Genomic DNA, 26550 nt, shown 5'->3' with positions numbered 1-26550 from the left:
TCAAAAAATGAAACGTGTTGATGCAACAGAAAAAGCAATTAATTTATTGAATGAATTAAAAGCAAAACATGGCGATTTAATGCTTTATCAAGCGGGAGGTTGCTGTGAAGGAACGCAACCACAATGTTTCAGAAAAGGAGAATTTTACCTTCGATACAAAGATGTTTGCATTGGAGAAATTGATGGAGTTGAATTTTGGATTGACAAAGATCTGTTCGAATATTGGAAACATGCACATTTCGAATTAGATGTAATTGATGCGATTGGCGCAGGAGGTTTTTCGTTAGAAGTTCCGCTTGGCAAAACATTTAAAGTCAATTATCGAATATTCTCTCAAGAAGAACTTAATCAATTAGACGAAGTTAAAATCAATTTATAACAGAAAAGCCATTTGCAATGCAAATGGCTTTTTTATTTATGATAGAAATAATTTTATCCTAAAACTTCAATCGCTTTGTTGATACGTGCAATCGTTTCCTCTTTTCCTAAAATTGCCATAATCACAGGAACATCTGGTCCTTGTAACGCACCAACTAAACTAAGACGTAAAGGCATTCCGATTTTTCCAAATCCAATTTCTTGAGCTGTAACAAATTCTGCCATTGCATCGTGTAAAATTTCTGAAGTAAATTCTGATGAATTTAAAACTTCAACAAATTTTCCTAAAATCTCTTTCGAATCATCTTTCCATGCTTTTTTAGCTGCTTTTTCGTCGTAAGTAGAAGGAGCTATATAAAAGAATTGACCTTGCTCGAAAATATCTTTTACAAAGTTTGCTCTTTCTTTTAACAATTCAACCACTTTTGCATCTAAAACTGGATTCGGTTCGATTCCGTTTTCTTTTAAAACTTCTTCGAAAGATGGCAATAATTCTTCAACAGATTTTTGTTGTAAATATTGGTGATTAAACCAAGTTGCTTTTTCTGGAGAAAAACGTGCACCTGATTTCGAAACTTTTTCTAATGAAAATAATTGAATCAATTCTTCCATTGTAAAAATCTCTTGATCAGTTCCAGAATTCCACCCCAATAAAGCTAACATATTCAACACTGCATCTGGAAAATAACCTTCTTGTTTGTATCCTTTTGCAATTCCTTCTTCTGTTTTCCATTCCATTGGGAAAACTGGAAATCCGTGTTTGTCTCCATCACGTTTGCTTAATTTTCCTTTTCCTTCTGGTTTCAAGATTAATGGTAAATGTGCGAAACGAGGCGCTTCCCAACCAAATGCATCATACAATAATTCGTGTAAAGCCATTGATGGTAACCATTCTTCTCCACGAATTACGTGAGAAATTCCCATCAAATGATCGTCCACAATATTAGCTAAGTGATACGTTGGCATTCCATCAGATTTAAACAAAACTTTATCATCTAAAGTTGCTGCATCAATCGTGATTTTTCCACGAATCATATCATCCAATAAAACTGTACGCGAATCATCAATTTTGAAACGAATCACATAAGGTGTTCCATTCTCAATTAAAGCTTTTGTTTCATCTTCCGTCAACGATAAAGAGTTTTTCAAATTTCCTCTTGTCGACCAGTTATAAATAAATGTTTCTTTATTTTCTTCTGCTTTTGCACGTGCAGCGTCTAATTCTTCTGCCGTATCAAACGCATAATATGCATTTCCTGAAGCTAATAATTCGTCTACATATTGTTTGTAGATTTCTTTACGCTCTGATTGACGGTAAGAACCTAAGTCTCCACCAAAACCAACACCTTCATCAGGAGTTAAGCCTAACCATTTCAACGAATCGATAATATATTGTTCAGCACCTTCCACATAACGTGTTTGGTCTGTATCCTCTATTCTTAATAAGAATTTTCCGTTATTATGTTTTGCGAAAAGATAATTGTATAACGCAGTACGGACTCCTCCGATGTGTAACGCACCTGTTGGACTTGGCGCAAATCTTACACGAACTTCTTTTGCCATTGTATCAAAATTTTTGCAAATTTAAGTCGTTCAATTCTATAATAGATATTTATTTTAAATAATATTCTATTTTTTATCTTCGTGAAAGCAAAATTCAACAAAATAAAACCACATAAAAATGAAATTATATTCAATAGAAACAGGAAATTTTAAATTAGATGGCGGCGCAATGTTCGGTATTGTACCAAAATCGATTTGGAATAAAACCAATCCTGCTGATGATAGAAATTTAATCGATCTTGCAATGAGATGTCTATTAATCGAAGATGGCGAACGATTAATATTAATTGATACCGGAATCGGAACTAAACAAGATGCAAAATTCTTTGGGTTTTATTATTTGTGGGGCGATGCTACTTTGGATAATTCTCTAGCCAAACATGGATTTCATCGCGATGATATTACAGATGTTTTCTTGACGCATTTACATTTTGATCATTGTGGTGGCGCAATTCAATATAACAAAGAGAAAGATTATTTAGAAGCTTCATTCAAAAACGCAAAATTTTGGTCAAATGCGAATCATTGGGATTGGGCTGTAAATCCAAATCCTCGCGAAAAAGCATCTTTCCTGAAAGAAAATATTTTACCTCTACAAGAAAGTGGACAACTTAATTTGATTGATTTACCTCAAAATGGAGCAATTATAGAAAATTCTCCACTTGGTTTTGATATTTTATTTGTAGATGGACATACCGAAAAACAAATGTTGCCAATTATTACCTATAAAGGCAAAAAAATAGTTTATATCGCAGATTTAATCCCAACTGTAGGACATATTCCGCTAATTTATGTGATTGGGTTTGATACACGACCTTTAATAACAGTTGAAGAAAAAGGAACGTTTTTACAAAAAGCAGTCGAAAATGAATATATTTTGTTTTTTGAACACGATCATGTCAACGAATTAGCTACGTTAAAATTAACAGAAAAAGGTATTAGATTAGACCAAACCTATTCATTCTCAGAAGTTTTTGATTCAATTTAAAATCAATTTCATAACCGAAATGATTTCACAAATTCAGAAAAATATTTTCATACCTTTGTGTTGTCATTTAAAAAAATTATAGAAGCATGGGATGTGGATCTTGTGGAACTTCTAATGGCCTTCCGAAAGGATGTAACAATAATGGTGCTTGTGGCACTGATGGTTGTGGAAAATTATCAGTTTTTGATTGGTTATCGAATATGCAACTTCCAAATGGACAAGAAAAGTTCAATTTTGTGGAAGTTCGTTTCAAAAACGATCGAAAGTTTTATTATAAAAACGAAAACAACATATCTCTAAATATTGGCGATGTAATCGCTGTTGAAGGAACACCTGGTCATGATATTGGGGTTGTTACACTTACGGGTGAGCTTGTTAGAATCCAGATGAAAAAAAAGAATCTTTCGTGGACTGCGGAAGATGTCAAGAAGGTTTATCGTAAAGCGAACCAAAAAGATATAGAAACTTGGGTAGAGTTTCGAGATAGAGAAAAACAAACAATGGTTGATTCTCGAATTATGGCGAAAAACCTTAATTTGGAAATGAAAATCTGTGATGTTGAGTACCAAGGGGATGGAGCGAAAGTTACATTTTATTATACAGCAGAAGGACGTGTCGATTTCCGTCAATTAATCAAAGAATACGCAGGTAAATTTGGCGTAAGAATTGAGATGAAACAAATCGGATATCGTCAAGAAGCAGCAAAAGTTGGTGGAATTGGATCTTGTGGACGCGAATTATGTTGTTCGACTTGGTTAACAGATTTCCGCTCTGTGAGCACTGCTGCGGCACGTTATCAACAATTGTCAATTAACTCGCAAAAGTTAGCTGGACAATGTGGTAAATTAAAATGTTGTTTAAATTTTGAATTAGATTCATATTTAGATGCATTAAATAGTTTTCCGTCGATAGAAAGCCGTTTCGAGACTGAAAAAGGTTGGGCACATTGTGTTAAAATAGACGTTTTCAAGAAAGAAATGTGGTTTGCTTATGACAAAGGAGGAATTGTTTGGTACAAATTTTCGGTAGACGATATTCAAGAATTTTTAGCAATTACTGCAAAAGGTCAAAAAACTGAACCTTTAGAAGATTTAGCTAAAAATGTAGAAGAATCGAAACCAGATTTTACAGATGTAATTGGAGAAGATTCTTTAGAACGTTTTGAACGTAAAGAAAAGCAAAACAAAAAACGTAAAAGAATTAAGAATAATCAAAATTCTGGAAACGAAAAAGTTGCGACGAATGCTAATAATCTAAAACCTCAGAAGGCAAAACAAAAACAGCCTAACGAAGCGAAAGATAAGGCGAATCGTCTTGAAAATAAACAAGGAAAGAATCCAAATCAGTCTAAAAAGAATAATCAAAGTAGACCGAACAAAAATTCGAATCCTAATCAGAATCAGCAACAACAAAATCAGCCAAAAGAGAAGCAACAGCCAACTCAGGCGAAAGAGCAACAAGCTCAACCAAATACTGATCAGCAAAAGCCGCAAGGAAATAATCGCAATCGCAATCAACAAAAGCGAAAACCGAATAATCCGAGCAATAATAGCCAACAAAATAATCAAACAAATCAGGCTAATCAGTCAACTCAACAACCAAAAAAACAACCTCAGCAAAATAATCAAAATGCTGAGCAAAAACCGAAAACTAAGGACGAGAATCAAGCAAATAATTCTCAACCGAAACCAAATAAATCGAAGAATCGAAATAAAAAAAGATTTAATCGTGGGCCAAAACCAGATGATACGCAACAGTAGTTTGCTTTTTATTTTAGTCTTTTTATTGTTTAGTTGCGAGGCTAAACATTATTATCAAGACACAAAAGATGTGAAAGACGAATGGAAGAGTAATCAGCCTCAAACCTTTACGTTTGATGTAAAAGATCCTAAACCTTCGGCTGTTAACATTGGATTTGTGTTAAGAAATAATACGTCGTATGAATATAGTAACTTATATTTGTTCACGAAATTCATCGATCCTAAAGGAAATGAAATGATTGATACCTTACAGTATTACATTGCAAATCCTGATGGAAGCTGGATTGGTAAAGGAATGACAACAAAAGAAATGATGTTGGTTTATCGCGAAAATTTACCAATAAAAGACTCTGGTCGCTATCAACTAAAAGTTTGGCAAGGTATGCGAACAAAGAATTTGAAAGGAATCGAAGACATTAGTTTGATTGTTGATAAAGCTGAATAATACAGAATGGAAAACAATAAAAATCCTAAAACAAGCACAACTTCTAAAGCAAAAAAGAAGTTCAATAGCTTTTCATTAGCCAAAAAAATAATCGTTACCATTTGGGTACTGTTTTTTTGTGCCGTATTAGGAATTTTCGGAATCTTTTGGGCGACATCTAACGGATGGTTAGGTGAAATTCCCAATGTACGTGATTTAGAAAATCCTGATATTTATGTTTCATCAGAAATTATTTCTTCTGATGGTGTTTTGTTAGATCGTTTCGAAGCAGAACGCAGAACACCAGTCGATTACAAAGATTTACCACCACATTTAGTTGATGCATTGTTAGCAAAAGAGGACGTTCGTTTCTTTGATCATTCAGGTGTAGATATTAAAGCTGCTTTCCGTGCTATATCTTCAGGAGGTGATTCAGGAGGTGGATCTACAATTACACAGCAGTTAGCAAAACAGTTGTACACAAAAGATCCTTCTTCTAATAAAGTGAAACGTGGTTTACAAAAACTAAAAGAATGGGTAACATCTGTTCAATTAGAAAAATTGTATACAAAAGAAGAAATCATTGCGATGTACTTCAATAAGTTTGACTTTATCTATGGTGCAAAAGGTATTGAATCTGCTTCTAAAGTTTATTTCAACAAAACAACAAAAGAATTAAACTTAGATGAAGCTGCAACATTGGTTTCAATGTTTCAAAATCCTGTAAAATTCAACCCTGTAAAAAATCCTGCATTATCTACAGAAAAAAGAAATCTTGTATTAGATCAAATGATGAAATACAACAAAATTTCTCAAGCTGAAGGGGAAGCTGCAAAAGCTACACCATTGGTTACAGATAAACAAGATATTATGCAGCATGATGAATCACATTCAGCATATTTCAAATCTGCTTTGAGAAAGGAAATTCAGCAATGGATGGTTGATTATGAGAAAGAAACAGGAAAATCTTATAACCTTGAAAAAGATGGTTTAAAAATTTATGTAACGTTAGACTCAAGAATGCAGAATTTAGCTGAAGAAGCGGTTAAAAAACAATTAAAAGTTTTACAAGATCAATTCTTTGGAGAGCAACGTGGACGTAGTTTAGCACCATTTTATAATATTTCTGCTGCAAAAAGAACACAAATCTTTAAGCAAGCAATGGCTCGTACAGATTTGTATAAAAAGATGAAAGCCGAAGGAAAATCTGAAGCTGAAATCGAAACTGTTTTCAATACACCTCGCGACTCTGTTCAGTTCTTTACATGGAACGGAATTCAGTACAAAAAAGGAAAAACATTGATGGATTCAATCGAATATCACAAACATATTTTACAAGCTGGTTTAATGTCAATGGATCCAAAAGATGGAACAATCAAAGCTTGGGTTGGAGGAATCGATTGGAATTATTTCAAATTTGACCACGTAAAACAAGCACGTCGTCAGGTAGGTTCTACGTTCAAACCGTTTGTTTATGCAACAGCGATTAATCAATTAGGATTAACACCTTGTCATACTGTTTCTAATGAGAGAATTCCAGGAAATTGGTCTCCTCGAAATGCTAATGGTAAATATGGTGGATCTCAAGATTTAAGAACTGCATTAGCTTATTCAACAAATATTGTCGCTGCTCGTTTGATTATGCAAACAGGTACAGAACCTGTAATTCAAATGGCTCGTGACCTTGGAGTTGAATCTCCTATCGTAAAAGACCCTACAATTGCATTAGGTTCTGCCGATTTATCATTGTATGAAATGGTTGGTGCGATGAGTGCTTTTGCAAATGGTGGTATTTACATTAAACCGCAATTAATCTTAAGAATAGAAGATAAACAAGGAAAAGTTATCAAAGATTATACACCTCAAACACGAGAAGTTGTTAATGAAAACGTAGCGTACACTATGATTGATTTGATGAAAGGTGTTGTAGAAAGAGGTTCTGGTTCGCGTCTTAGAAATAGATATAACATCACAGCGGAAGTTGCTGGTAAAACAGGTACAACAAACGAAAACTCTGACGGTTGGTTTATGGGATTAACGCCAAATTTAGTTACTGGAGTTTGGGTTGGTGCAGAAGACCGATTTGCTCACTTTGCAAGTACAGCCACAGGACAAGGAGCCAATACAGCTTTACCTATTTGGGCTTACTATATGCAAGGCGTTTACAAAGAAGGAGGAAAATTTGGCGTAACAGCTGGAGATAAATTTGACAAACCTAAGGACATTGAAAAACACTGGGATTGTTCGAATACATACGGATTCCATCAATATGATGAAATGTATGATCCAGGTCCAATTATCGAAGGAAGTGGTAGTGAAAGCGTAGGCGAAAACTATGAAATTCCTGAAGAAGAAGGTCAATAATTAAATTGATATAAACAAAATAGCCACTCAAAATTGGGTGGCTATTTTTATGATTTATAAGTCTTCTTTTTCCTCTTCGTTATCAAACTGATTGTTGTACGATTCACGTTCTTGTGACAATTTCTTTTCGCGTTGTTTTTTCTTAAAATCACGAATCGTCATATACGTTAACAACACAACAAGCGCTGCAACCAAAAAATAATTAGCATACGTAAATAAATTCGTAATTGTATCCGTTACCACCTCATCTGGTGTTACAACAGCTTTTTCTTCCATAGGAAATATTTTAATTATTGATAGAATTCTTTCGGATATTCTACCATTCCATTTACATTTTTCAGCGCATCTTCCTCCAACTCAATTGCCATACAATTTTAATCTGGAACATCAAAAGGTAACTGAATATCAAAGTCAGATGCTTTTCGGTAACCAAATTTAGGATAATAAGTTGGATGACCTAACAAAATAATCGATTCAAAACCTAATTCTCTCGCTTTCTTATGCGCAAATTCTATTAAATGACCACCAATTCCATTTCCTTGATAATTAGGTAAAACCGCTACAGGAGCAAGTGCTAAAGAATCGTAAGAAAAATCTGAATGATTAATTTTAATCTTTGTCAATGAGATATAACCAACAGTAAGTCCATTCATTTCAAAAACAATAGACAAATCAGGAACAAAACTATCAGAATTTCGTAATCGTTCTACTAAAAATTGTTCACGATGATCACTATATTCTTCATTTTCAAATGCCTTTTCAATCAATTTAAAAATTTGTTCATAATCGCTTTTCTCCTCTTTCCTAATATTCATGCTCCATCAATTGATTAACCTTATAAAATTAGAAAAAGGTTTTAACAAAACAAACAACAAATCGTATCTTTGTCGCTTATAGATTTTAAGCAAATGAGTCAACCAAAAAGATATACAATAACAGCGGCTTTACCTTATGCTAACGGACCATTGCACATTGGTCACATGGCAGGTGTTTACGTTCCTTCTGATATTTATGCGCGTTTTTTACGAAGAAAAGGAAAAGATGTGGCATTCATTGGAGGTTCTGACGAACATGGTATTCCAATTACAATTCGTGCCAAAAAAGAAGGCGTAACGCCACAAGATATTGTTGATCGTTACCACGAAAATATCAAAAATACATTGGCTAATTTTGGTGTGACGTTCGATATTTATTCTCGTACAACATCAGATAAACACAGAGAAGTTGCGCAAGACTTCTTCAAAACGTTATATGATAATAACAAATTTACAGAAGATGTTACAGAACAATTTTACGACGAAGATGCGCACGAATTTTTAGCGGATCGATACATTCGTGGTGAATGTCCCAAATGTGGAAATCCTGATGCTTACGGCGATCAATGTGAAAAATGTGGCTCAACATTAAGTCCAGAAGAATTGATTAATCCGCGTTCTGCTTTATCTGGAAATACGCCAATCAGAAAAGAAACTAAAAACTGGTATTTGCCATTGGATCAATACCAAGATTTCTTATCAAAATGGATTTTAGAAGGTCACAAAAATGATTGGAAATCGAGTGTTTATGGTCAAGTAAAATCTTGGTTAGATGATGGTTTGAAACCTCGTGCAATGACACGCGATTTGAACTGGGGAATTTCTGTTCCTGTTGATGGAGCTGAAGGAAAAGTAATGTATGTTTGGTTTGATGCGCCGATCGGTTACATTTCTTTCACGCAAGAATGGGCAGAGAAAAACGGTAAAAATTGGAAAGATTATTGGCAAAATGAAGAAACAAAATTGGTTCATTTCATCGGAAAAGACAATATCGTTTTCCACTGTATCATTTTCCCAACAATGATGAAAGCGCATGGCGATTATATTATGCCAGATAATGTTCCTGCAAACGAATTCTTGAATTTAGAAGATGATAAAATCTCAACTTCTCGTAATTGGGCAGTTTGGGCGCACGAATATTTAGAAGATTTCCCAAATCAACAAGATACATTGCGTTATGTGTTGACGGCAAATATGCCTGAAAATAAAGACAATAACTTTACGTGGAAAGATTTCCAAACGAAGAATAATTCTGAATTAGTTGGAATTTTAGGAAACTTTATCAACCGTGTAATGGTGCTTTCTCACAAATATTACGAAGGAATTGTTCCTGCAAAAACAATTGAATTTGAAGAATTAACTGAAATCAAATATTTTGCAAAGCGCATTGGTGATCATTTAGATAAATATGAATTCCGTGCTGCGTTGACAGAATATATGAATTTGGCTCGTCTTGGAAATCAATTTTTACAAGCGCAAGAACCTTGGAAAAAAGGTGATGATCCAGAAGCTGTAAAAGGAATAATGTACGCTGCGACGCAAATTGCTGCTGCATTAGGACAATTAGGAGAACCATTTATTCCATTCGCTTCTGAAAAAATGTTGGCTATGATGAATGTAGAAAAAATGAGTTGGGATGATTTAGAATCAACAGACGAATTTGTAAAAGCTGGACATCAATTAGGTCAATCTGAACTAATCTTTGCGAAAATTGAAGACGAAGCAATCGAAGCACAAATCAATAAATTAAACGAAAGTAAAGTCAAAAATAATATGACAAATCCAAACGCAGAACCTCAAAAAGAATTGATTTCTTTTGACGATTTCCAAAAAATGGATATCCGTATCGGAACTATTTTAGAAGCGAAGAAAGTTGAAAAAGCAGACAAATTATTCGAACTAAAAGTGGATACAGGAATGGACGTTCGCACAATTGTTTCTGGTATTGCAGAACATTTTACGTTAGAAGAAATCGTTGGAAAACAAGCAATGGTTTTAGCAAATTTAGCGCCTCGTAAAATTCGTGGAATCGAATCGAACGGAATGTTATTATTCGCTGATAAAGCAGACGGAAAATTAACGTTTGTAAATCCAGAAGAAGAAACGCCAAACGGTGTTCAAGTTGGATAGACTTAGATTTTAGATATAAGTATTGAGATAGTAGAAAGCCACTTCGATGAAGTGGCTTTTATTATGTTGTTTATTAATTTTATTAGAAATTATTAATTGATAATAATATAATATTTACGTCCTTTTTTATTATTAATATTTTCTAAAAGATTAGTACTTGTAATTTTTAAAGTATCATATTTTTTTATTTTAACAGAATTAAAGGGTAAATAATTCCCTAGATAACCTCTGTTTCCAAATAAAAAAATACTATCATTTGGGTTTAAGTTGTAGATTCCTTCCTCAAAATTATCTATTCCATTTATTTTTTTAGAATTAATTTTATTGTAGGAATTGCCTTGTTTTATTCCTATTCTTTTTTCTATCGATGGATAGGTTTGTAATTCAATTTTAGAATTAGTGTTATTTACAATATAAACATTATATCCAGGATAACAGCTTATAATAGATAATAAAAAACTAAGTAAAACAATATATTTTTTCATCTTCTAAGGATGTTCCGGAAAAGTAAACGAATCGCCTTGATTTGGTTTATTTTTTTGTTGCGTTGGCTACTCTTTTGTTATTTGATGTTCATTCAATTCATGAGCTGCAGTAAACGATGTCACCATCGTGTTCAACATTTCCGATGCTGCTGTTGGTGAATTTGGTAACAAAACTAATTTGCTTCCAGATTTTTCTCCAATCGCTTGCAATGTATCATAATGTTGCGTCACCACAATTAGCGCAGAAGCTTCTTGCGACGTAATTCCTGCTCCATTCAAAACATCTACAGATTCCAATAAACCTTTTGCAATTTCGCGACGTTGATCTGCAATACCTTGTCCTTGCAAACGCTTCGATTCTGCTTCGGCTCTTGCTTTTTCTACAATCAAAATACGTGCAGCATCACCTTCATATTGCGCTGCTAATTTCTCACGTTCTGCAGCATTAATACGATTCATCGCATGTTTTACTTGTTCATCTGGATCGATATCGGTTACCAAAGTTTTAACAATTTCATATCCATATGAATTCATTGCTTCCTGCAATTCACTTTTTACAGCAACCGCAATGTCATCTTTCTTCTCGAAAACATCATCCAAACGAAGTTTTGGAACCTCCGCTCGAACAACGTCAAAAACAAAAGAAGTTATTTGCGTATACGGATTATCTAATTTGTAAAATGCATCATAAACTTGTGTTTTGATGACTTGATATTGAACAGAAACTTTCAATCGAACAAATACATCATCTTTTGTTTTAGTTTCGACAACAACGTCTAATTGCTGAATTTTTAATGACATTTTTCCTGCAACTCTATCCACAATCGGAATTTTGAATTGTAATCCTGGATTACGAATGCTATTAAATTTTCCGAAACGCTCGATTACAACCGCCGTTTGTTGTTTTACTGTAAAGACGAATAAAAAAAGGAAAATAATTCCAAGAAAAACGATCACGCCTAAATATCCCATAAGTTTTAGTGTTTTGAATTTGTTGGATTAAGATACAAAAAAATTAGGAATGTTAAGTTATAACATTCCTAATTCGAATTTTGCTTCTTCGCTCATCATATCTCTATCCCAAGGTGGATCGAACGTAATTTCTACGTAACATTTCGTTACATATTCTATCTCTTCTACGCGCTGTTCTACCTCTACAGGTAAACTTTCTGCAACTGGACAGTTTGGAGATGTAAGAGTCATGGTAACTTTTACTTCACCATCTGCATTTACTTGCGCATCATAAACTAATCCTAACTCGTATATATCTACTGGAATCTCCGGATCAAAAACGGTCTTGAATTTTTCAACCAATTTTTCTCCAATCGAATCTAATTGTTCTTCTGTTAATGCCATTATTTCAATTCTTAATGGTACAAATGTACAAATACTTTATCTTACGTGGAATTTTTCTAAATAACTATTTTTAATGACTTAAAATAAAATAGTTATAATAGAAGAAAATCGCTTCTTTGGAGAACCCAAAAAAGCGATTTACAAACACGAAGAACTTTTTTATAAGAAAAGTTTAATCATTCATTATATAGATTTTTATTTTAATCCTGTCCAAGCTGCCCATGTTGGGATATCTGCTCCGTTACCAGCTCCTGTAGCATTCGGATTAGTTGTATATGCTTTAGAAACATCTACAGCTTCTTTTTTACTATTTGTTCCTTTACTTTCTTTATCTACATTGATAAAACGAACATTTGTCAATTTTCCTCCTTGATTAAACCAGTTAACAGAACGATCTGTTTCAATATCTAAACCTGTAACAAAATTTGCAATAACTAAGTTGTCAATATTCCCATTAGTACCTGCTCTTAATTTTGCACCTTGAGATTCTGGCCCTTCTTTAGTTCCTACAACCGTTACATTTTTAAGTGTTGGGTTAGAAATTGGTGTTGCATCAGGATTTGTATCTTGATTATCCGCTTCTATACCTCTATTCCCCATTTCTCCACCGATTGCTGCAGGTCTTCTTTTTGCGTACCAATTTGTACCCGTACCCGACCAACCTTCTGTCCAGTCAAAAGAATCGTCTCCAACACCGTTTACAATTATGTTACTTGCATTTACAGTTCCTCCGAAGAATTCAATTCCATCATCACCTCCATTTTCAATGTAGATGTTATCGATTTTTGTTCCGTTACCAACACCAAATAATGAAAGTCCATTAAATTCTTTTTGATCATTATATCTTGCTCCTGAATCTTTAATAATTACATAAGTTAACGATCCTGAGTTATCTGCACTCTCTTTACCTCCATAAATTTTATCTCCTAATTCTGAAGTTGATTCACCTGAAGCACTACGATTAGATGGAGCTTTTCCTAAGATAACAATTCCTCCCCATTCTCCTGGTGTATGATTAACTCCTTGAAAAACAATAGGACTTGCAGATGTTCCATTTGCATATATTTTACCTCCTCTATCTACAATAATGTAAGAAGCAGTACCTCCTTTTGTAATAAACTTAGTTCCAGCAGGAATCGTTAATGTTGCTCCATTTTCAACCGTTACTTTACCTGTTAGGTTATATGTTTTCGAAGGATCTAATGTTAAAGACTTTCCTGTTTTTATTGTACCTTCAAATTTTTCAGGTGTTAAAGGGTTTTTATCATCAATTACTTCACCACTATCATCATTGTTGCTACATGAAATTACCATTGCAGTAGAAGATAAAATTGTTGCACAAAAAAGTGCTTTAAAGATTAATTTTTTCATTTGTATTGTTTTTGTTTGTAATTTTTATATTCTATTGTTGATTTTTAAAGTGTGTGAGAAAATCCTAATCCAACTTGGATTCCTCTGTTATAATTTTCGAGAATGTAGTTTGTTCCTCTATTATTTTGTTCGATCGTGAAATTTGGATTTAATAAATTCTTTCCAAATACTGATAAAGTCGTTTTTTCTGATAAATTGAAACGTATATTAGCATCTAGCAAATTGATTGCTTTCAGCATTTGAGAACCTCTTTCTTGAGAACCAATTGCATATACGTTTTTACCTACATAACCATAAACAAGCATTGCGTCTAATTTCTTTTTACCTCCTAAAGAAGTAGAATAACCAAGACTTGCATTTCCTGAAAAGCGAGCTGCTCCAACCATTTCTTGGTCTGTCTTAGTGAAATTGGTTGCAATTCCTGTTTCATTTTTAACTTTCTCAAAATCTAATTTTTGGTTAGAATTTAATATAGCTGCGTTTAGGATTGTGTATAATTTTGACGTTGTAGAAAACTCAACAATATTTTTTCTCGCCTCTATTTCTGCACCATAAACATATCCGTTATCTCCAGTGTTAATGTATGTTAAATCATTTGCAGATGCTGAAGAAACGTTAACCCTTGAAATTGGATTTTTGATATATTTTCCAAAAGCAGTAATCGATAAGACTTCGTCTCTTTTTGGAAAAAATTCCCATTTTAGTTCTGCATTATAATTATCTGATGGATAAATCTTTGGTTGTCCGTATGTTGTATTCGTTACATCATCATAAGCAAAAGGTGCCATTTCTTTGATTTGTGGCAATGTATAAGTTTTAGATGCTGAAAAACGTAGATTTTGATTATCCGTTAAACTATATTTTAAATTCAATGCTGGTAAAATTTTGTTGTAATTCTTGTCAACTTTACCAGTCATCTCTCCAATATTTGTATTCCAGTCAACCATCAAATTGACATTATCATTTCTCAATCCAATTTGAACTAAGAATTTATCACTCAATTCATATTCTATGTTAGCAAAACCAGAGTAAATTTTTTGTTCTGCAGTATAACTTAATGGATCTAATAAATTTGGCAAATCTGAAGTTCCTGTTCCTCTAAGAGTGGATAAGGTAAACATCCCATTGTTAAAATTATTTTGATTAAAAAATGCATCTAAGTTATTTGGGTCTACAATTTGACCATTTTTTGTACCAATACTAATTTGGACTGCACCAAAATCACGCTTTTTATAAAGACCATACCCTCCAACGGTTAATTTTAGTCGATCCCATTTTTTCGTAATATCGGCTCTACCTTGAAAATCGTTTCCAGAAAATTCATCGTAATAACGGTGATTATCTCCTGGTGAATTACTAATTAGTATGTATTGATTAATCTTTTCATCTAACATCATCGTGTTTTGCATACGATTTGGACGTTCACTGTTGATATGATTAAAGGCTCCACCCCAATTCAATGTTAAGTTATTTCCAAATTGATGCTCACCAAAAAGTTGATTTGCAAAAACTGTTGTGACTTTATTATCTGCACGATGTACAAGACCTTGTCCATTTTCAGCAGTATCTCTCAAAAACCCTCTTAAGATTCGAAAATCTTGTTCTGATGCATGAATAGTATTTGAAGTTAACGTAATTTTATTGTTCGAATTGATTCTATAAATAAAATTTAATAAACCGTTTGTATTAGTTGTATAAGAAGAACGATCAACATTCAATTGCTTTAAATAATCTCCTGCAGCTGAAACGTTATTTTCCTGTCCTTCTCTGTATGCATAATGATTATCAAATCCTATATATCCATAGATAGAAAGTTTACCTTCTCTTCCAATATTTACATTTCCACCAGCCTCTAAATCAATTCCTGTGTTGAATGGATTTTTGGCATTTTTATAATCCCAATTTGTTTTAAAAGCATATTGCTTTACAGGATTGGTACTTGTTGGTAACTCTATTTTTTTGAATCCAAAAAAATTTGGACCATCTTGTTGTTTAAATTTATTATTATCTATTGTCTGTAAATTGACAGAAGAACCTACACCTATTTTTACATAAGCTTTTCCTGTATATTCTTTGGAAACGATGTCGATATTTGCTCCTGTAAAATCACCAATCATACGAGGATAAAATGATTTTTCAAGTGAAATATAATCGACCATATTTGTTTTGAAAATACCTAAATTAATATTCTTATTTTCAGGATCATCTGATGGAATGATAAAACCATTTAACGTAGTCGAATTGAAACGATCTCCTAATCCTCGGACGAAAATAATTCCCGTTCCTTCTTGTTTTATCGTTCCAGAAGCTTTAGTAATAGCAGTTGCAACATCCCCAATACCTTGTTTTTCTAATTGAGCTGCTCCAACTCGCTCTACAATTTCTGTAGATTTCTTCTGCATATTCAACAAGTTAGACTCAGCTGATTTACTTCTTACTCCAGTCACTACAGCTGTCGACAAATCAATTTTTCCATCTTTAAAATCTTCCGGTTGCAAATACATGTTAAGATTCGTCTCCTCTGTTAAAGTTTTCGTAATGGTTTGATAACCGTCAACTTTTACATCGATTTGATAAACATCATCCGGAATAGAAATTTCATAGTACCCTTTCTCGTTTGTTTTTGCTTGAATATTTAATCCTTCAACCACAAAAGTTTTTTCAGAAAGTGGTTGGTTTGTTTTTTGATCAAATAAAGTTCCTTCTAATTTAATATTAGTTTGCGCAAATAATGCTGCAGAACCTAATAATAAAAGTAAAGTTAAATTGCGTTTCATTGCGATTGTATAATTCGTGTTTGTTTGATGGCAAAGTTGCGGCAATCCAATGAAAAACATTTTTAAAAATTGTAAAGGTTTTGTTAGGTAAATGTTATGAAATTATCGTAACTTTAAATGAATGTTAAGAAATGTTTTTACCTAATTTCTCCTAAAATTTAAGCTTAATTTTACATCGACTAATTTTATTTAGTTATTACAAACAATTATGAAGAACATTAAAATTTTATTAGTTGACGACGAACCAGATATTTTAGAATTTATTGGTTACAACTTAAAAAAAGAAGGTTTTGAAGTAGAAACAGCTCAAAACGGACTAGAAGGTTTGAAACAAGCCAAAATTTTTCGCCCAGATTTGATTCTATTAGATGTAATGATGCCACAAATGGACGGAATGGAAATGTGTGCGGAATTGAGAAAATTAGATTCTTTTCAAGATACTTTGGTCGTTTTTCTTTCTGCTCGCGCCGAAGATTTTTCTCAATTAGCAGGTTATGATGCCGGTGCAAATGATTATATCTTAAAGCCTATCAAACCAAAAGTTTTAATCAGTAAACTAAATGCTTTATTAAAATTAAAACAACCTAACGAATCGCCAAAAGACGAATTTATCAAATTGAATAATTTCGAGATTAACCGCGAAACCTATAAAGTAAATTACCAAGGACAAGACTTTTTGTTACCTCGAAAAGAATTTGAATTGATTGCTTTATTGGCCTCAAATCCAGAACGTGTTTTCAAACGTGAAGAAATTTTGGAGAAAGTTTGGGGAAATGAAGTTGTAGTTGGCGGACGTACAATTGACGTACATATGCGCAAATTACGCGAAAAATTTGGGAACGATCGTTTCTCAACAATCAAAGGAATTGGATACAAAATAAATGACTAAAAGCTCGTAATGGCTTCAACTTTCAAAGTTCAAAACATCTTTCTATTTGCCTTTCTCAGTACATTATTCTTGGCTTTAGGATTTGTTTTGTTCTCTTTTTTATGGTTTGGAAATATTGATTTTATTCTCCAAGAAAAACTATTTTTCATCAGTTTAATGCTTCTTTTATTGATTGGATTATCAATATTTTATTGGTTTTCTTTAAAAAATCAACGAAGAAAAGATTTTACTGAAATCTCGAAAAATATTCCACAATTTCAATCCAGTACAATGGATTTTGAAGAACTTTCTCAAAAAATTTCTACCATTACAGAAGATCAATCCAAAGAAATTGATGTTTTGAATGAGCGTGAAAATTACAGAAGAGATTTCTTAGGAAATATTTCACATGAGTTGAAAACGCCTCTTTTTTCGGTTCAAGGTTATTTGTTAACACTGATAGAAGGCGGAGTTGAAGATGAATCTATTCGAGATAAATACTTAAACCGAATCAATAAATCGGTTGATCGATTGATTTATTTGGTCAAAGATTTGGACATGATTGCAGAACTTGAACGTGGACGAATCAATATCGAATTTTCGGTTTTCAATTTGACGGCACTTGTACAAGATGTGATTGATTTATTAGAAATTAAAGCTGAAAAAAATAACATAAAAATTTCACTAAATTATCCTATTCATCAACCGATAAAAGTTGTAGGTGATATTCAGAAAATTCAACAAGTTTTGATTAATTTGATTGTAAACGCCATCAATTATTCAAATCCAAATACAGAAATTGACATCGATTTTGAAGAATATGATGATAAAATTCAAATCTCGATAAAAGATCAAGGTGTTGGAATAAAACAAGAAGATATTGACCGAATTTTTGAGCGTTTTTACAGAATTGATAAATCTCGAAATCGTAACAATGGCGGATCTGGATTAGGTTTGGCAATTGTAAAACATATTTTAGAAGCCCATAAACAGAAAATTTATGTGACAAGTAAAATAGGAAAAGGTTCTACTTTTTCGTTTTATTTACAGAAGGCTTAATATTGTTCTTGCTTCTTAGTAAATTTCAAGGTAATGTTGTGTTTAAAAACTTTCAACGTGTCGTTTTTAGCCTCTTTCCACAAGAAATAAGGAGGTTTCAAATTCAGTACATTTCCTTTTACAGCTAACGAATCCTCAAAAAGTTCAGCATAAAGAATTGTATCTTTTTTTAAGAATGCTTTGTCTTTATAATCAATCAAATAATAATCATTTCTGACATAAATAGGATCTTTGACACGAAGTGTTGAATCTTTTTCATCAAAATTCCATTTGATATTAACAGGATTAAAACCATCTTCGTACCCCACAAAAACACGTGTTGTATTTACGATATGTCTAACAGAAAAAATAAGGATAGTAAAAAAAATAAGGATACCGATATAATATAATATCAATTCTTTTTTCATGGATTTGGTTTAGGTGTTGATTGTTAATGTACAAATATCGCTATTCTAACCCAAAAGATACATAAAAAATGTAAATTTGCATAAATTTAATTTTAATATAACTTCCAATAATGCAATATAATCCGAATGAAATCGAACCAAAATGGCAAAAATTTTGGATTGAAGACAAAACGTTCAAAGCTGAAAATCAATCAGAAAAACCTAAATTTTACGTATTAGATATGTTTCCTTACCCTTCTGGAGCAGGATTACACGTAGGTCATCCACTTGGATACATTGCGTCTGATATTTATTCTCGTTACAAAAAATTAAAGGGTTTCAACGTTTTACACCCAATGGGTTACGATTCTTTTGGTTTGCCTGCGGAGCAATATGCGATTCAAACAGGTCAACATCCTGCGATTACAACAACAACGAATATCGAAGGTGGAGTTGATAAACAAGGAAATGTGATTGCTGGATACGAAAACCAAATGAAAAAAATTGGTTTAGGATATGATTGGGATCGCGAAATCAGAACTTCGGAACCTGAATATTATAAATGGACACAATGGATTTTCAATCAATTATTTGATTCATATTATGATAATTCAACCGATAAAGCTGAATCCATTTCAAAATTAGTTGAAACATTCAAAACTGAAGGTAATGCAAATGTAAATGCTGTGGCAGATGATGATATTGAAATCTTTACGGCAGAGCAATGGAATGCCTATTCTGAAAAAGAACAACAAGCAATTTTATTAAAATATCGTTTAACTTTCTTAGCAGAAGCAGAAGTAAACTGGTGTCCAGATTTAGGAACTGTTTTAGCGAATGACGAAGTAATTAACGGATTATCTGAACGTGGAGGATTCCCTGTTGTGCGCAAAAAAATGACACAATGGATGATGCGTATCACGGCTTACGCTGATCGTTTATTAACTGGTTTAGATAAATTAGATTGGCCAGATCCGATCAAAGAATCTCAAAAAAATTGGATTGGTAAATCGCAAGGTGCATCAATCTTTTTTGATGTTGTAGGAAACGATGACAAAATTGAAGTTTTTACTACTCGTCCTGATACTGTTTTTGGTGTTTCTTATGTAACATTAGCGCCAGAGCATCCTTTAGTTTCTCAAATTACAACAGCAGAAAACAAAGCAAAAGTTGATGCTTATGTCGATTATACTTCAAAACGTTCTGAACGTGATCGTTTAGCGGATGCTAAAAATATTACAGGAGAATTTACCGGGGCTTACGCCATTCATCCATTTACAGGAAAACAAATTCCGATTTGGATTGGTGATTACGTATTGGCTTCTTATGGAACTGGAGCTGTAATGGCTGTTCCTGCTGGTGATGAACGTGATTTTGCTTTTGCAAATCATTTCAATTTACCAATTATTAATATTTTCAAAAATCAAGATATTTCTGAAGCTGCTTTTACAGAAAAAGGTGGATTCGAATTACAAGATTCTGATTTCTTAAACGGATTAGATTATAAACAAGCGGTTGCAAAAGCGATTGAAGCTTTAGAAGAAAAAAGTTTTGGACAAGGAAAAACAAACTTCCGTTTACGCGAAGCTGTTTTCTCTCGTCAAAGATATTGGGGAGAACCGGTTCCTGTTTACTTCAAGGACGGGATGCCTTACACAATTCCTACAGAAGCTTTACCAATTATTTTACCTGAAGTGGACGAATATTTACCAACATCTGAAGGTGAGCCACCATTAGGGCGTGCAACAAAATGGGCTTTTGATACAACAACTAATCAAGTTGTAGATAATACTTTAATCAATAACGAAACTATTTTCCCAATAGAACTAAATACAATGCCAGGTTGGGCAGGTTCTTCTTGGTATTGGTTACGTTATATGGATGCAAAAAACGACAACGATTTTGTATCTAAAGAGGCTGTTGATTATTGGCAAAATGTAGATTTATACATGGGTGGATCTGAGCATGCTACTGGTCACTTATTATATTCTCGTTTTTGGCAAAAATTCTTATTCGATAAAGGTTTAGTTCCAACGGATGAGTATGCAAAAAAACTTATCAACCAAGGAATGATTTTGGGAATGACCGCTTATGCATATAGAATTAATGGAACAAATACTTTTGTTTCTAAATCTTTGAAAGATCAACATGAAACAACACCAATCCGTATTGATGTTAAGTTGTTAAAAGATGGAGGCGACGAATTAGATACAGAAAAATTCAAAACTTGGAGAGAAGATTTTGCTAATGCAGAATTTATCTTAGAAGATGGGAAATACATCACAGGACGTGAGGTTGAAAAGATGTCAAAATCTTACTACAATGTCTTAAATCCTGATGATATTTGTAATCAATATGGAGCAGATTCTTTACGTTTATACGAAATGTTTTTAGGTCCTGTTGAACAGTCTAAACCATGGAATACACAAGGTTTATCTGGAGTTTATTCATTCTTGAAAAAATTCTGGAGATTATATCATTCAGGAACAGAAGAAACATTTTTTGTTTCGGAAGATGAACCAACAAAAGAAGAAATGAAAGTGTTGCATCAAACCATCAAAAAAGTGGACGAAGATGTAAACAATTTCTCTTTTAATACATCGGTTTCTACTTTTATGATTGCTGCAAACGAATTAGGAAAATTAAAAACAACTAAACGTGCAATTTTAGAGCCTTTGGCTATTATTATTTCTCCTTATGCACCGCATATTGCAGAAGAATTGTGGTCAAAATTAGGACATGAAACGTCAATTGCACATGCAGATTTCCCTGTTTTCGAAGAAAAATGGTTGATTGCAGATGCTAAAGAATATCCAGTTTCATTCAATGGTAAAATGAAATTTTTGTTAGAATTACCTTTGTCGTTATCGAAAGAAGAAATTCAAGAAATTGTAATGAACGACGAACGTACAATCAAACAATTGGGTGATCGTACTCCGAAAAACATTATTATTGTTCCTGGAAAAATCATTAATATCGTTGGATAAAAAAAGATTTTAGATACTAGATTTTAGTATTGAGAATATAGATAAAATCCTCGCAATTGCGAGGATTTTATATTTTATACTATCTTTAATCAAAACTATAACTCAATGAAATATTTACCAACACTCGAAACAGAACGGTTAATCATCAGACCTATTACGATTGATGATTTACAAGATTTTTTTGAAATGGATTCACAACCAGAAGTTCATGAATTTCTAAAAGCAGAACCTATTCAAACCATTGAAGAAACAAAAGAAATTATTGAAGATATCCAAAAACAATATGAAGAACTTGGACATGGTCGTCTTGCTGTTGTTGAAAAAGAAACAGGTAAAATGATTGGTTGGACTGGTTTTAAATATATTATAGAAAGCGAATCGATGAATAATAAATTCGATTTTATTGATATCGGATATCGTTACAGAAAAGAAACTTGGGGAAAAGGTTATGCAACTGAAGCTGCCGAAGCTTGCATGGACTTTTACAGAAAAAATATGTCACATATTAAACTAAACGCAATAACGCATGTTGATAATAAAGCTTCTCGAAATGTGTTAGAAAAAATGGGATTTGAAGTCACTGAAACTTTTCATCTTGACATGTGGGATTTGGATTGCTTTTGGTATGAATTGAAGAAATAATTAACTTCAAAATAATCTTGGTTCACGCAACCTTTTAAGCAATTGATTCTCTTTCTTTTAAATACTATTTATATGAAAAAGAATTTTTTACTTTTTTTGTTCGTTATTGGTTTTGGACAATTCATTTCAGCACAAGAAAAATCAAGCGATGAGCGCAAAAATGTCATCACTTTTAGCGTTCTTTCAGCAGCATTATCACCTCCAAGATGGACGTTTGGATACATTTATAAACTCAACGAACGTTATTGGATTGGCTCTGAAATCGGCTACGGAAGTTATCATAGCATTCCTCTTAGTCACAAACCAAAATATAAAATCAACGAAGATTATCAACTTTTTGAGATTCGACCAGAATTTTTTATCAATCTAAGCGAAAACAAACGAGTAAAACATCTTATTTCTTCTGAATTTTTCTATATTCATCACACTGATCATCTTGAAAATGGAGAATTTTATCGAAAAGATGATCAAAATTTTTCTTATTTATATTCTTATGATACTGCCGATTACAAGCGAGAAAAATATGGAATAAATCTTAATTATAATGTTTTTATACAGTTGCACAAAGGTCTTATACTAATGCCAAAAGTTGGTTTAGGTGTAAAAAATAGAAATGTAAAATATTCGAATATTACAAATTTAGAAAGTGTTGATACTCGAATTTTTGATTATTTTATGAGCGGTTTAGAAAATCATTATAAAAAAGAAGGTTCTTCTACAGATTTCAATTTAAATCTTAACTTTAAAATCGGTTATCAATTTTAAACAAAACATGAAAAAAATAATTTTAACGACAATTTGTTTGGCTGTCTCACAAGTTAATTTTGCACAAAAAATTTCAACGAATGATTATGAAGTTAAAACAACTTTAGCTGACTTTAATCTAAAAGGAAAGGTTGAAAAAGTGACTTCAAACGCAACAAATGCAAAAGGAAACACCACAACTTTACCTTTTTTAGAAAATGAATTTTACAATCAAATTTCGTTAGAATTTAATTCAAAAGGTTTGTTAACAAAACGAACAAATTATTTGGATTATCAAGGAAAATTAGCTGTTTATAACTATGTTAATTACGACTACAATAACTCAAATTTAATTGATAAACAAACGAATACAGTTATTAACAATGGTGAAGATCCAAAACGAGTTGCTTCGGACAAAAACTTCGTTTATGACAATAAAAATCAGTTGATAAACTTGACAGAAAAAATCGAAGGGAAATCGTCAAAATCTAATTATGAAACGATTTTTAATTATTCGAATAAGTTGGATAAAATCACAACAAAAGTGGAAGGTTCTACGATTAGTGAAAATAATTTGACGTATAACAAAAATGGTTTATTGGTTTTGGATGAAATAACTTCTTTTGATGGAAAAAAAGGACGAAAATCGTATTATATTTATGATAAAGAAACGCCTATTTTTCAGGAAGAAATTGCTGGAAATTCGAGCAAAATAATGTTTTTTGAGAATGGAAATATTTCTAAATTACAATCATTTCACGCCAATAAAACGTTAGCCTATCAAGCTGATTTCGATTCGAAAAATGAAATTGTCAACTTTAAAAAACAATCCTTCCGAAATGGACAAGTAGTTTTAACTTCTTATCAAGTTTCGTATGAATATGATTCGAAAAATAATTGGATAAAAGCCTCTATTTCAACTAATGGAGAATTGAAATATGTTGTAAAACGAACGATAAATTATTATTAAAACACAAAAGGTTGAGCGTTGCTCAACCTTTCTTCACAAATAAATAACACTACACTACTTAAGTCATAAAAGTAGGATGTTAAGCTTAAATCGCTTTTGGCGTATATATTTTTCTTAATTCTTTTGTCGCCGCAACCATTTCAATCAAAGCTTTTTCGGTTTCTTCCCAATGACGCGTTTTTAGTCCACAATCAGGATTCACCCATAATTGATCTGCCGGAATAACTTTTGCCGCTTTCTCTATCAAATCAACCATTTCTTCTTTCGACGGAACTCGAGGCGAATGAATATCATAAACTCCAGGTCCGATATCATTTGGATAATTGAAATCTGAAAAAGCATTTAATAATTCCATTTGACTTCTCGAACATTCAATTGTAATAACATCCGCATCTAAATCAGCAATATTTTGAATAATATCGTTGAATTCTGAATAACACATATGCGTATGAATTTGAGTAGAATCATCAACATTACTTGAAGCTAATTTGAACGAATCAACCGTCCATTTCAAATAATTTTGCCATTCATCTTTTCTCAATGGTAAACCTTCTCGAATTGCAGGTTCATCAATCTGAATAATTTTAATTCCAGCTTTTTCTAAATCTGAAACTTCATCACGAATCGCCAATGCAATTTGTTTACACGTCGTAGATCTTGGTTGATCATCGCGAACAAAAGACCATTGCAAAATCGTAACTGGACCAGTCAACATTCCTTTTACTTTTTGTTCTGTGATAGATTGCGCATATTTCGACCAATAAACCGTCATTGGAACTGGGCGATAAACATCACCAAAAATAATAGGCGGTTTTACACAACGCGTTCCATAACTCTGAACCCAACCATTTTTAGAGAAGACAAATCCGGCTAATTTTTCACCAAAATATTCCACCATATCGTTGCGCTCATATTCACCATGCACCAAAACATCAATGCCAATTTCCTCTTGCCACTCTATCGTACGCTTGGTTTCTTGTTTCAATAAAGTATCATATTCTTCGGCAGATAATTCTCCTTTTTTATATTTCGCACGCCAACTTCTCACCTCTTGTGTTTGTGGAAAAGATCCGATTGTTGTCGTTGGGAAAGGCGGAAGATTCAATACATTTTGTTGCACAATTTTTCGTTGTCCAAAACTATTTGTACGATTATAATCTTCATCTTTTATTGCATTTACTCGTTCTTTAACTTGAGTTTGATGAATTAATTGAGAATTTTTTCTATTATTAATAGAGAATTGATTCGCTTCATATTGTTGAATCAATTTTTCGTCATTCGGGTTTGAAAAATAATTTTTTAAGAAAGCAACTTCTTCTAATTTTTGCTTCGCAAATGCAAACCAATCTTTGATTGTTGTCGGAAGATTTTTTTCGTTTGTTTCTAAATCTAAATCACAAGGCGAATGTAATAATGAACAAGATGTTGAAATAATAACACGTTTTTCTCCAATTTTGTTCACAACTTTTTCTATGGTTGAAAGCGATTTTTGAAAATCATTTTTCCAAATATTTCGACCATCAACTAAACCTAAAGAAAGTTTTAATTGAGAAGGAATTAGATTCAATATTTCATCGATTTGATTTTCGTCACGAACCAAATCAAGATGCAAAATATCAATTGGTAAATTGATTGCTAAAGCTGTATTATCTTTCAATCCATCAAAATAAGTTGCGACCTGAATTGTAAGTTGAGGAAATTCTTTTCTTATTTTTTTGTAAACTTCTTGATAAGCTGTTTTCGATTTTTCGTCTAAATCTAAAGCTAAAAAAGGTTCGTCGAACTGAATTGTATTTGCTCCATGATTGATTAAATCATGAATAATTTCAAAGTAAACTGGCAATAAATTCTGAATTAAATCAATTCGATCAAATCCCTCTTCTTTTTCTTTTCCTAATAATAAATACGTAATCGGTCCAATTAAAACAGTTTTTGGATTAAAACCTTCTTTTTTTGCAGCGATAAATTCGTTTACAATTGAGTTTGAGAAATATTTAAATTCTTGATTTTTTACAAATTCCGGAACGATATAATGATAGTTGGTATCAAACCATTTTGTCATTTCCATCGCTGTAATATCTAAATTATCTTTTTGATAACCTCTTGCCATCGCAAAATACAAGTCTAATTCTGTGTTCTTTTTATTTAACGCAACCGTATTGAAACGCGCTGGAATTGCACCAACTGATAACGTAGAATCTAAAACTTGATCATAAAAAGAAAAGTCATTACACGGAATTAAATCAATTCCGGCAGCTTGTTGCAATGCCCAATTTTGTTTGGTAATTGTACGGCTTGTTTGCAATAAAGCTTGTAGTTCAATTTTACCTGCCCAATAGTTTTCGCAGGCTTTTTTTAGTTCACGGTTAGCGCCAATTCTTGGATAACCTAAAATTTGTGTTTGCATTTTGATTGTTTTTTAATGTTCAAAAACACAAACGCGAGTTGATAAATAGTAAACCTATTGTGACAGACTGACTTCA

General features: G+C 32.6%; 22 protein-coding genes. 12 read left to right on the top strand and 10 right to left on the bottom strand.

The annotated features are described in order from the left end of the window. Positions 1–7: 7 nt before the first annotated feature. A complete protein-coding gene (locus ACTS9J_RS01580; RefSeq protein WP_180905490.1) occupies positions 8–379 on the top strand; it encodes a DUF779 domain-containing protein in 372 nt (123 codons plus the stop codon). 53 nt (positions 380–432) lie between these two features. On the opposite strand, the gene gltX is transcribed toward ACTS9J_RS01580, so the two are convergent. After that, on the bottom strand, positions 433–1941 hold the full coding sequence (gltX, locus tag ACTS9J_RS01575) for a glutamate--tRNA ligase (RefSeq protein WP_180905491.1): 1509 nt from the start codon (positions 1939–1941) through the stop codon (positions 433–435). Between the two features lie 118 nt (positions 1942–2059). Here gltX and ACTS9J_RS01570 point away from each other — a divergent pair, with 118 nt between their 5' ends. The 4 genes from ACTS9J_RS01570 to ACTS9J_RS01555 all read left to right on the top strand — a co-directional run bounded on the left by ACTS9J_RS01570 (position 2060) and on the right by ACTS9J_RS01555 (position 7477). Continuing rightward, positions 2060–2929 carry an MBL fold metallo-hydrolase gene (locus ACTS9J_RS01570; RefSeq protein ID WP_280061916.1) on the top strand — a complete coding sequence of 290 codons (870 nt, stop codon included), beginning with the start codon at positions 2060–2062 and terminating at the stop codon, positions 2927–2929. 86 nt (positions 2930–3015) lie between these two features. Continuing rightward, the gene (locus ACTS9J_RS01565) at positions 3016–4689 is read left to right on the top strand and encodes a PSP1 domain-containing protein (protein WP_286474538.1); all 1674 of its coding nucleotides are present in this window, start codon (positions 3016–3018) and stop codon (positions 4687–4689) included. Beyond that, positions 4673–5134 (top strand): gliding motility lipoprotein GldH, encoded by a 462-nt coding sequence (locus tag ACTS9J_RS01560; protein ID WP_084106949.1) that lies wholly within the window; start codon positions 4673–4675, stop codon positions 5132–5134. The genes ACTS9J_RS01565 and ACTS9J_RS01560 overlap by 17 nt, the downstream gene beginning before the upstream one ends. A gap of 6 nt (positions 5135–5140) precedes the next feature. Then, a complete protein-coding gene (locus tag ACTS9J_RS01555) occupies positions 5141–7477 on the top strand; it encodes a penicillin-binding protein 1A (RefSeq protein ID WP_313252391.1) in 2337 nt (778 codons plus the stop codon). A gap of 54 nt (positions 7478–7531) precedes the next feature. On the opposite strand, the gene ACTS9J_RS01550 is transcribed toward ACTS9J_RS01555, so the two are convergent. Then, positions 7532–7753 (bottom strand): hypothetical protein, encoded by a 222-nt coding sequence (locus tag ACTS9J_RS01550; RefSeq protein WP_115002232.1) that lies wholly within the window; start codon positions 7751–7753, stop codon positions 7532–7534. Positions 7754–7851: 98 nt separating this feature from the next. After that, positions 7852–8292, bottom strand: coding sequence for a GNAT family N-acetyltransferase (locus tag ACTS9J_RS01545; protein ID WP_313252393.1), 441 nt, complete (start codon positions 8290–8292; stop codon positions 7852–7854). A 93-nt stretch (positions 8293–8385) separates the two neighbouring features. Between ACTS9J_RS01545 and metG the strand changes: the two genes are divergently transcribed. Continuing rightward, a complete protein-coding gene (gene metG / locus ACTS9J_RS01540) occupies positions 8386–10422 on the top strand; it encodes a methionine--tRNA ligase (protein ID WP_448352750.1) in 2037 nt (678 codons plus the stop codon). A 92-nt stretch (positions 10423–10514) separates the two neighbouring features. Here metG and ACTS9J_RS01535 read toward each other — a convergent pair whose 3' ends face one another. The 5 genes from ACTS9J_RS01535 to ACTS9J_RS01515 all read right to left on the bottom strand — a co-directional run bounded on the left by ACTS9J_RS01535 (position 10515) and on the right by ACTS9J_RS01515 (position 16471). Then, the gene (locus tag ACTS9J_RS01535) at positions 10515–10907 is read right to left on the bottom strand and encodes a hypothetical protein (RefSeq protein ID WP_291122696.1); all 393 of its coding nucleotides are present in this window, start codon (positions 10905–10907) and stop codon (positions 10515–10517) included. 66 nt (positions 10908–10973) lie between these two features. Continuing rightward, positions 10974–11879 (bottom strand): SPFH domain-containing protein, encoded by a 906-nt coding sequence (locus tag ACTS9J_RS01530; protein WP_448352749.1) that lies wholly within the window; start codon positions 11877–11879, stop codon positions 10974–10976. A gap of 57 nt (positions 11880–11936) precedes the next feature. Continuing rightward, the gene (locus tag ACTS9J_RS01525; protein WP_312356417.1) at positions 11937–12263 is read right to left on the bottom strand and encodes an iron-sulfur cluster assembly protein; all 327 of its coding nucleotides are present in this window, start codon (positions 12261–12263) and stop codon (positions 11937–11939) included. Between the two features lie 195 nt (positions 12264–12458). Then, positions 12459–13634: a hypothetical protein gene (locus ACTS9J_RS01520; RefSeq protein WP_291059184.1), complete on the bottom strand. Its 1176-nt coding sequence runs from the start codon at positions 13632–13634 to the stop codon at positions 12459–12461. Between the two features lie 44 nt (positions 13635–13678). Continuing rightward, positions 13679–16471, bottom strand: coding sequence for a TonB-dependent receptor domain-containing protein (locus ACTS9J_RS01515; RefSeq protein WP_291059182.1), 2793 nt, complete (start codon positions 16469–16471; stop codon positions 13679–13681). Positions 16472–16619: 148 nt separating this feature from the next. Between ACTS9J_RS01515 and ACTS9J_RS01510 the strand changes: the two genes are divergently transcribed. Both ACTS9J_RS01510 and ACTS9J_RS01505 read left to right on the top strand, forming a co-directional pair. Continuing rightward, positions 16620–17300, top strand: coding sequence for a response regulator transcription factor (locus ACTS9J_RS01510; RefSeq protein ID WP_291068740.1), 681 nt, complete (start codon positions 16620–16622; stop codon positions 17298–17300). Between the two features lie 9 nt (positions 17301–17309). After that, the gene (locus ACTS9J_RS01505; protein ID WP_038336818.1) at positions 17310–18338 is read left to right on the top strand and encodes a sensor histidine kinase; all 1029 of its coding nucleotides are present in this window, start codon (positions 17310–17312) and stop codon (positions 18336–18338) included. Here the strand turns inward: ACTS9J_RS01505 and ACTS9J_RS01500 are convergent. Continuing rightward, positions 18335–18745 (bottom strand): hypothetical protein, encoded by a 411-nt coding sequence (locus ACTS9J_RS01500; RefSeq protein ID WP_448352748.1) that lies wholly within the window; start codon positions 18743–18745, stop codon positions 18335–18337. The genes ACTS9J_RS01505 and ACTS9J_RS01500 overlap by 4 nt on opposite strands. Before the next feature lie 110 nt (positions 18746–18855). On the opposite strand from ACTS9J_RS01500, the gene leuS reads away from it, so the two are divergent. From leuS to ACTS9J_RS01480, 4 genes are all read left to right on the top strand, one after another. Continuing rightward, complete coding sequence (gene leuS, locus ACTS9J_RS01495; protein ID WP_448352747.1) at positions 18856–21711, top strand: leucine--tRNA ligase; 2856 nt, start codon at positions 18856–18858, stop codon at positions 21709–21711. A gap of 105 nt (positions 21712–21816) precedes the next feature. Continuing rightward, positions 21817–22353 carry a GNAT family N-acetyltransferase gene (locus ACTS9J_RS01490; RefSeq protein WP_125348865.1) on the top strand — a complete coding sequence of 179 codons (537 nt, stop codon included), beginning with the start codon at positions 21817–21819 and terminating at the stop codon, positions 22351–22353. 72 nt (positions 22354–22425) lie between these two features. Further along, positions 22426–23118, top strand: a complete 693-nt coding sequence (locus ACTS9J_RS01485; RefSeq protein WP_286495041.1) for a hypothetical protein — start codon at positions 22426–22428, stop codon at positions 23116–23118. Between the two features lie 7 nt (positions 23119–23125). Continuing rightward, positions 23126–24067: a hypothetical protein gene (locus tag ACTS9J_RS01480; protein ID WP_286495042.1), complete on the top strand. Its 942-nt coding sequence runs from the start codon at positions 23126–23128 to the stop codon at positions 24065–24067. An 85-nt stretch (positions 24068–24152) separates the two neighbouring features. Here the strand turns inward: ACTS9J_RS01480 and metE are convergent, their stop codons facing one another. Then, positions 24153–26474: a 5-methyltetrahydropteroyltriglutamate--homocysteine S-methyltransferase gene (metE, locus tag ACTS9J_RS01475; RefSeq protein WP_291046757.1), complete on the bottom strand. Its 2322-nt coding sequence runs from the start codon at positions 26472–26474 to the stop codon at positions 24153–24155. Between the last annotated feature and the right edge of the window lie 76 nt (positions 26475–26550).

This window comes from Empedobacter sp. ULE_I140, from assembly GCF_053482575.1.
The sequence above is the reverse complement of the archived record's forward strand: the minus strand, read 5'-3'. Positions and strand labels throughout refer to the sequence as shown.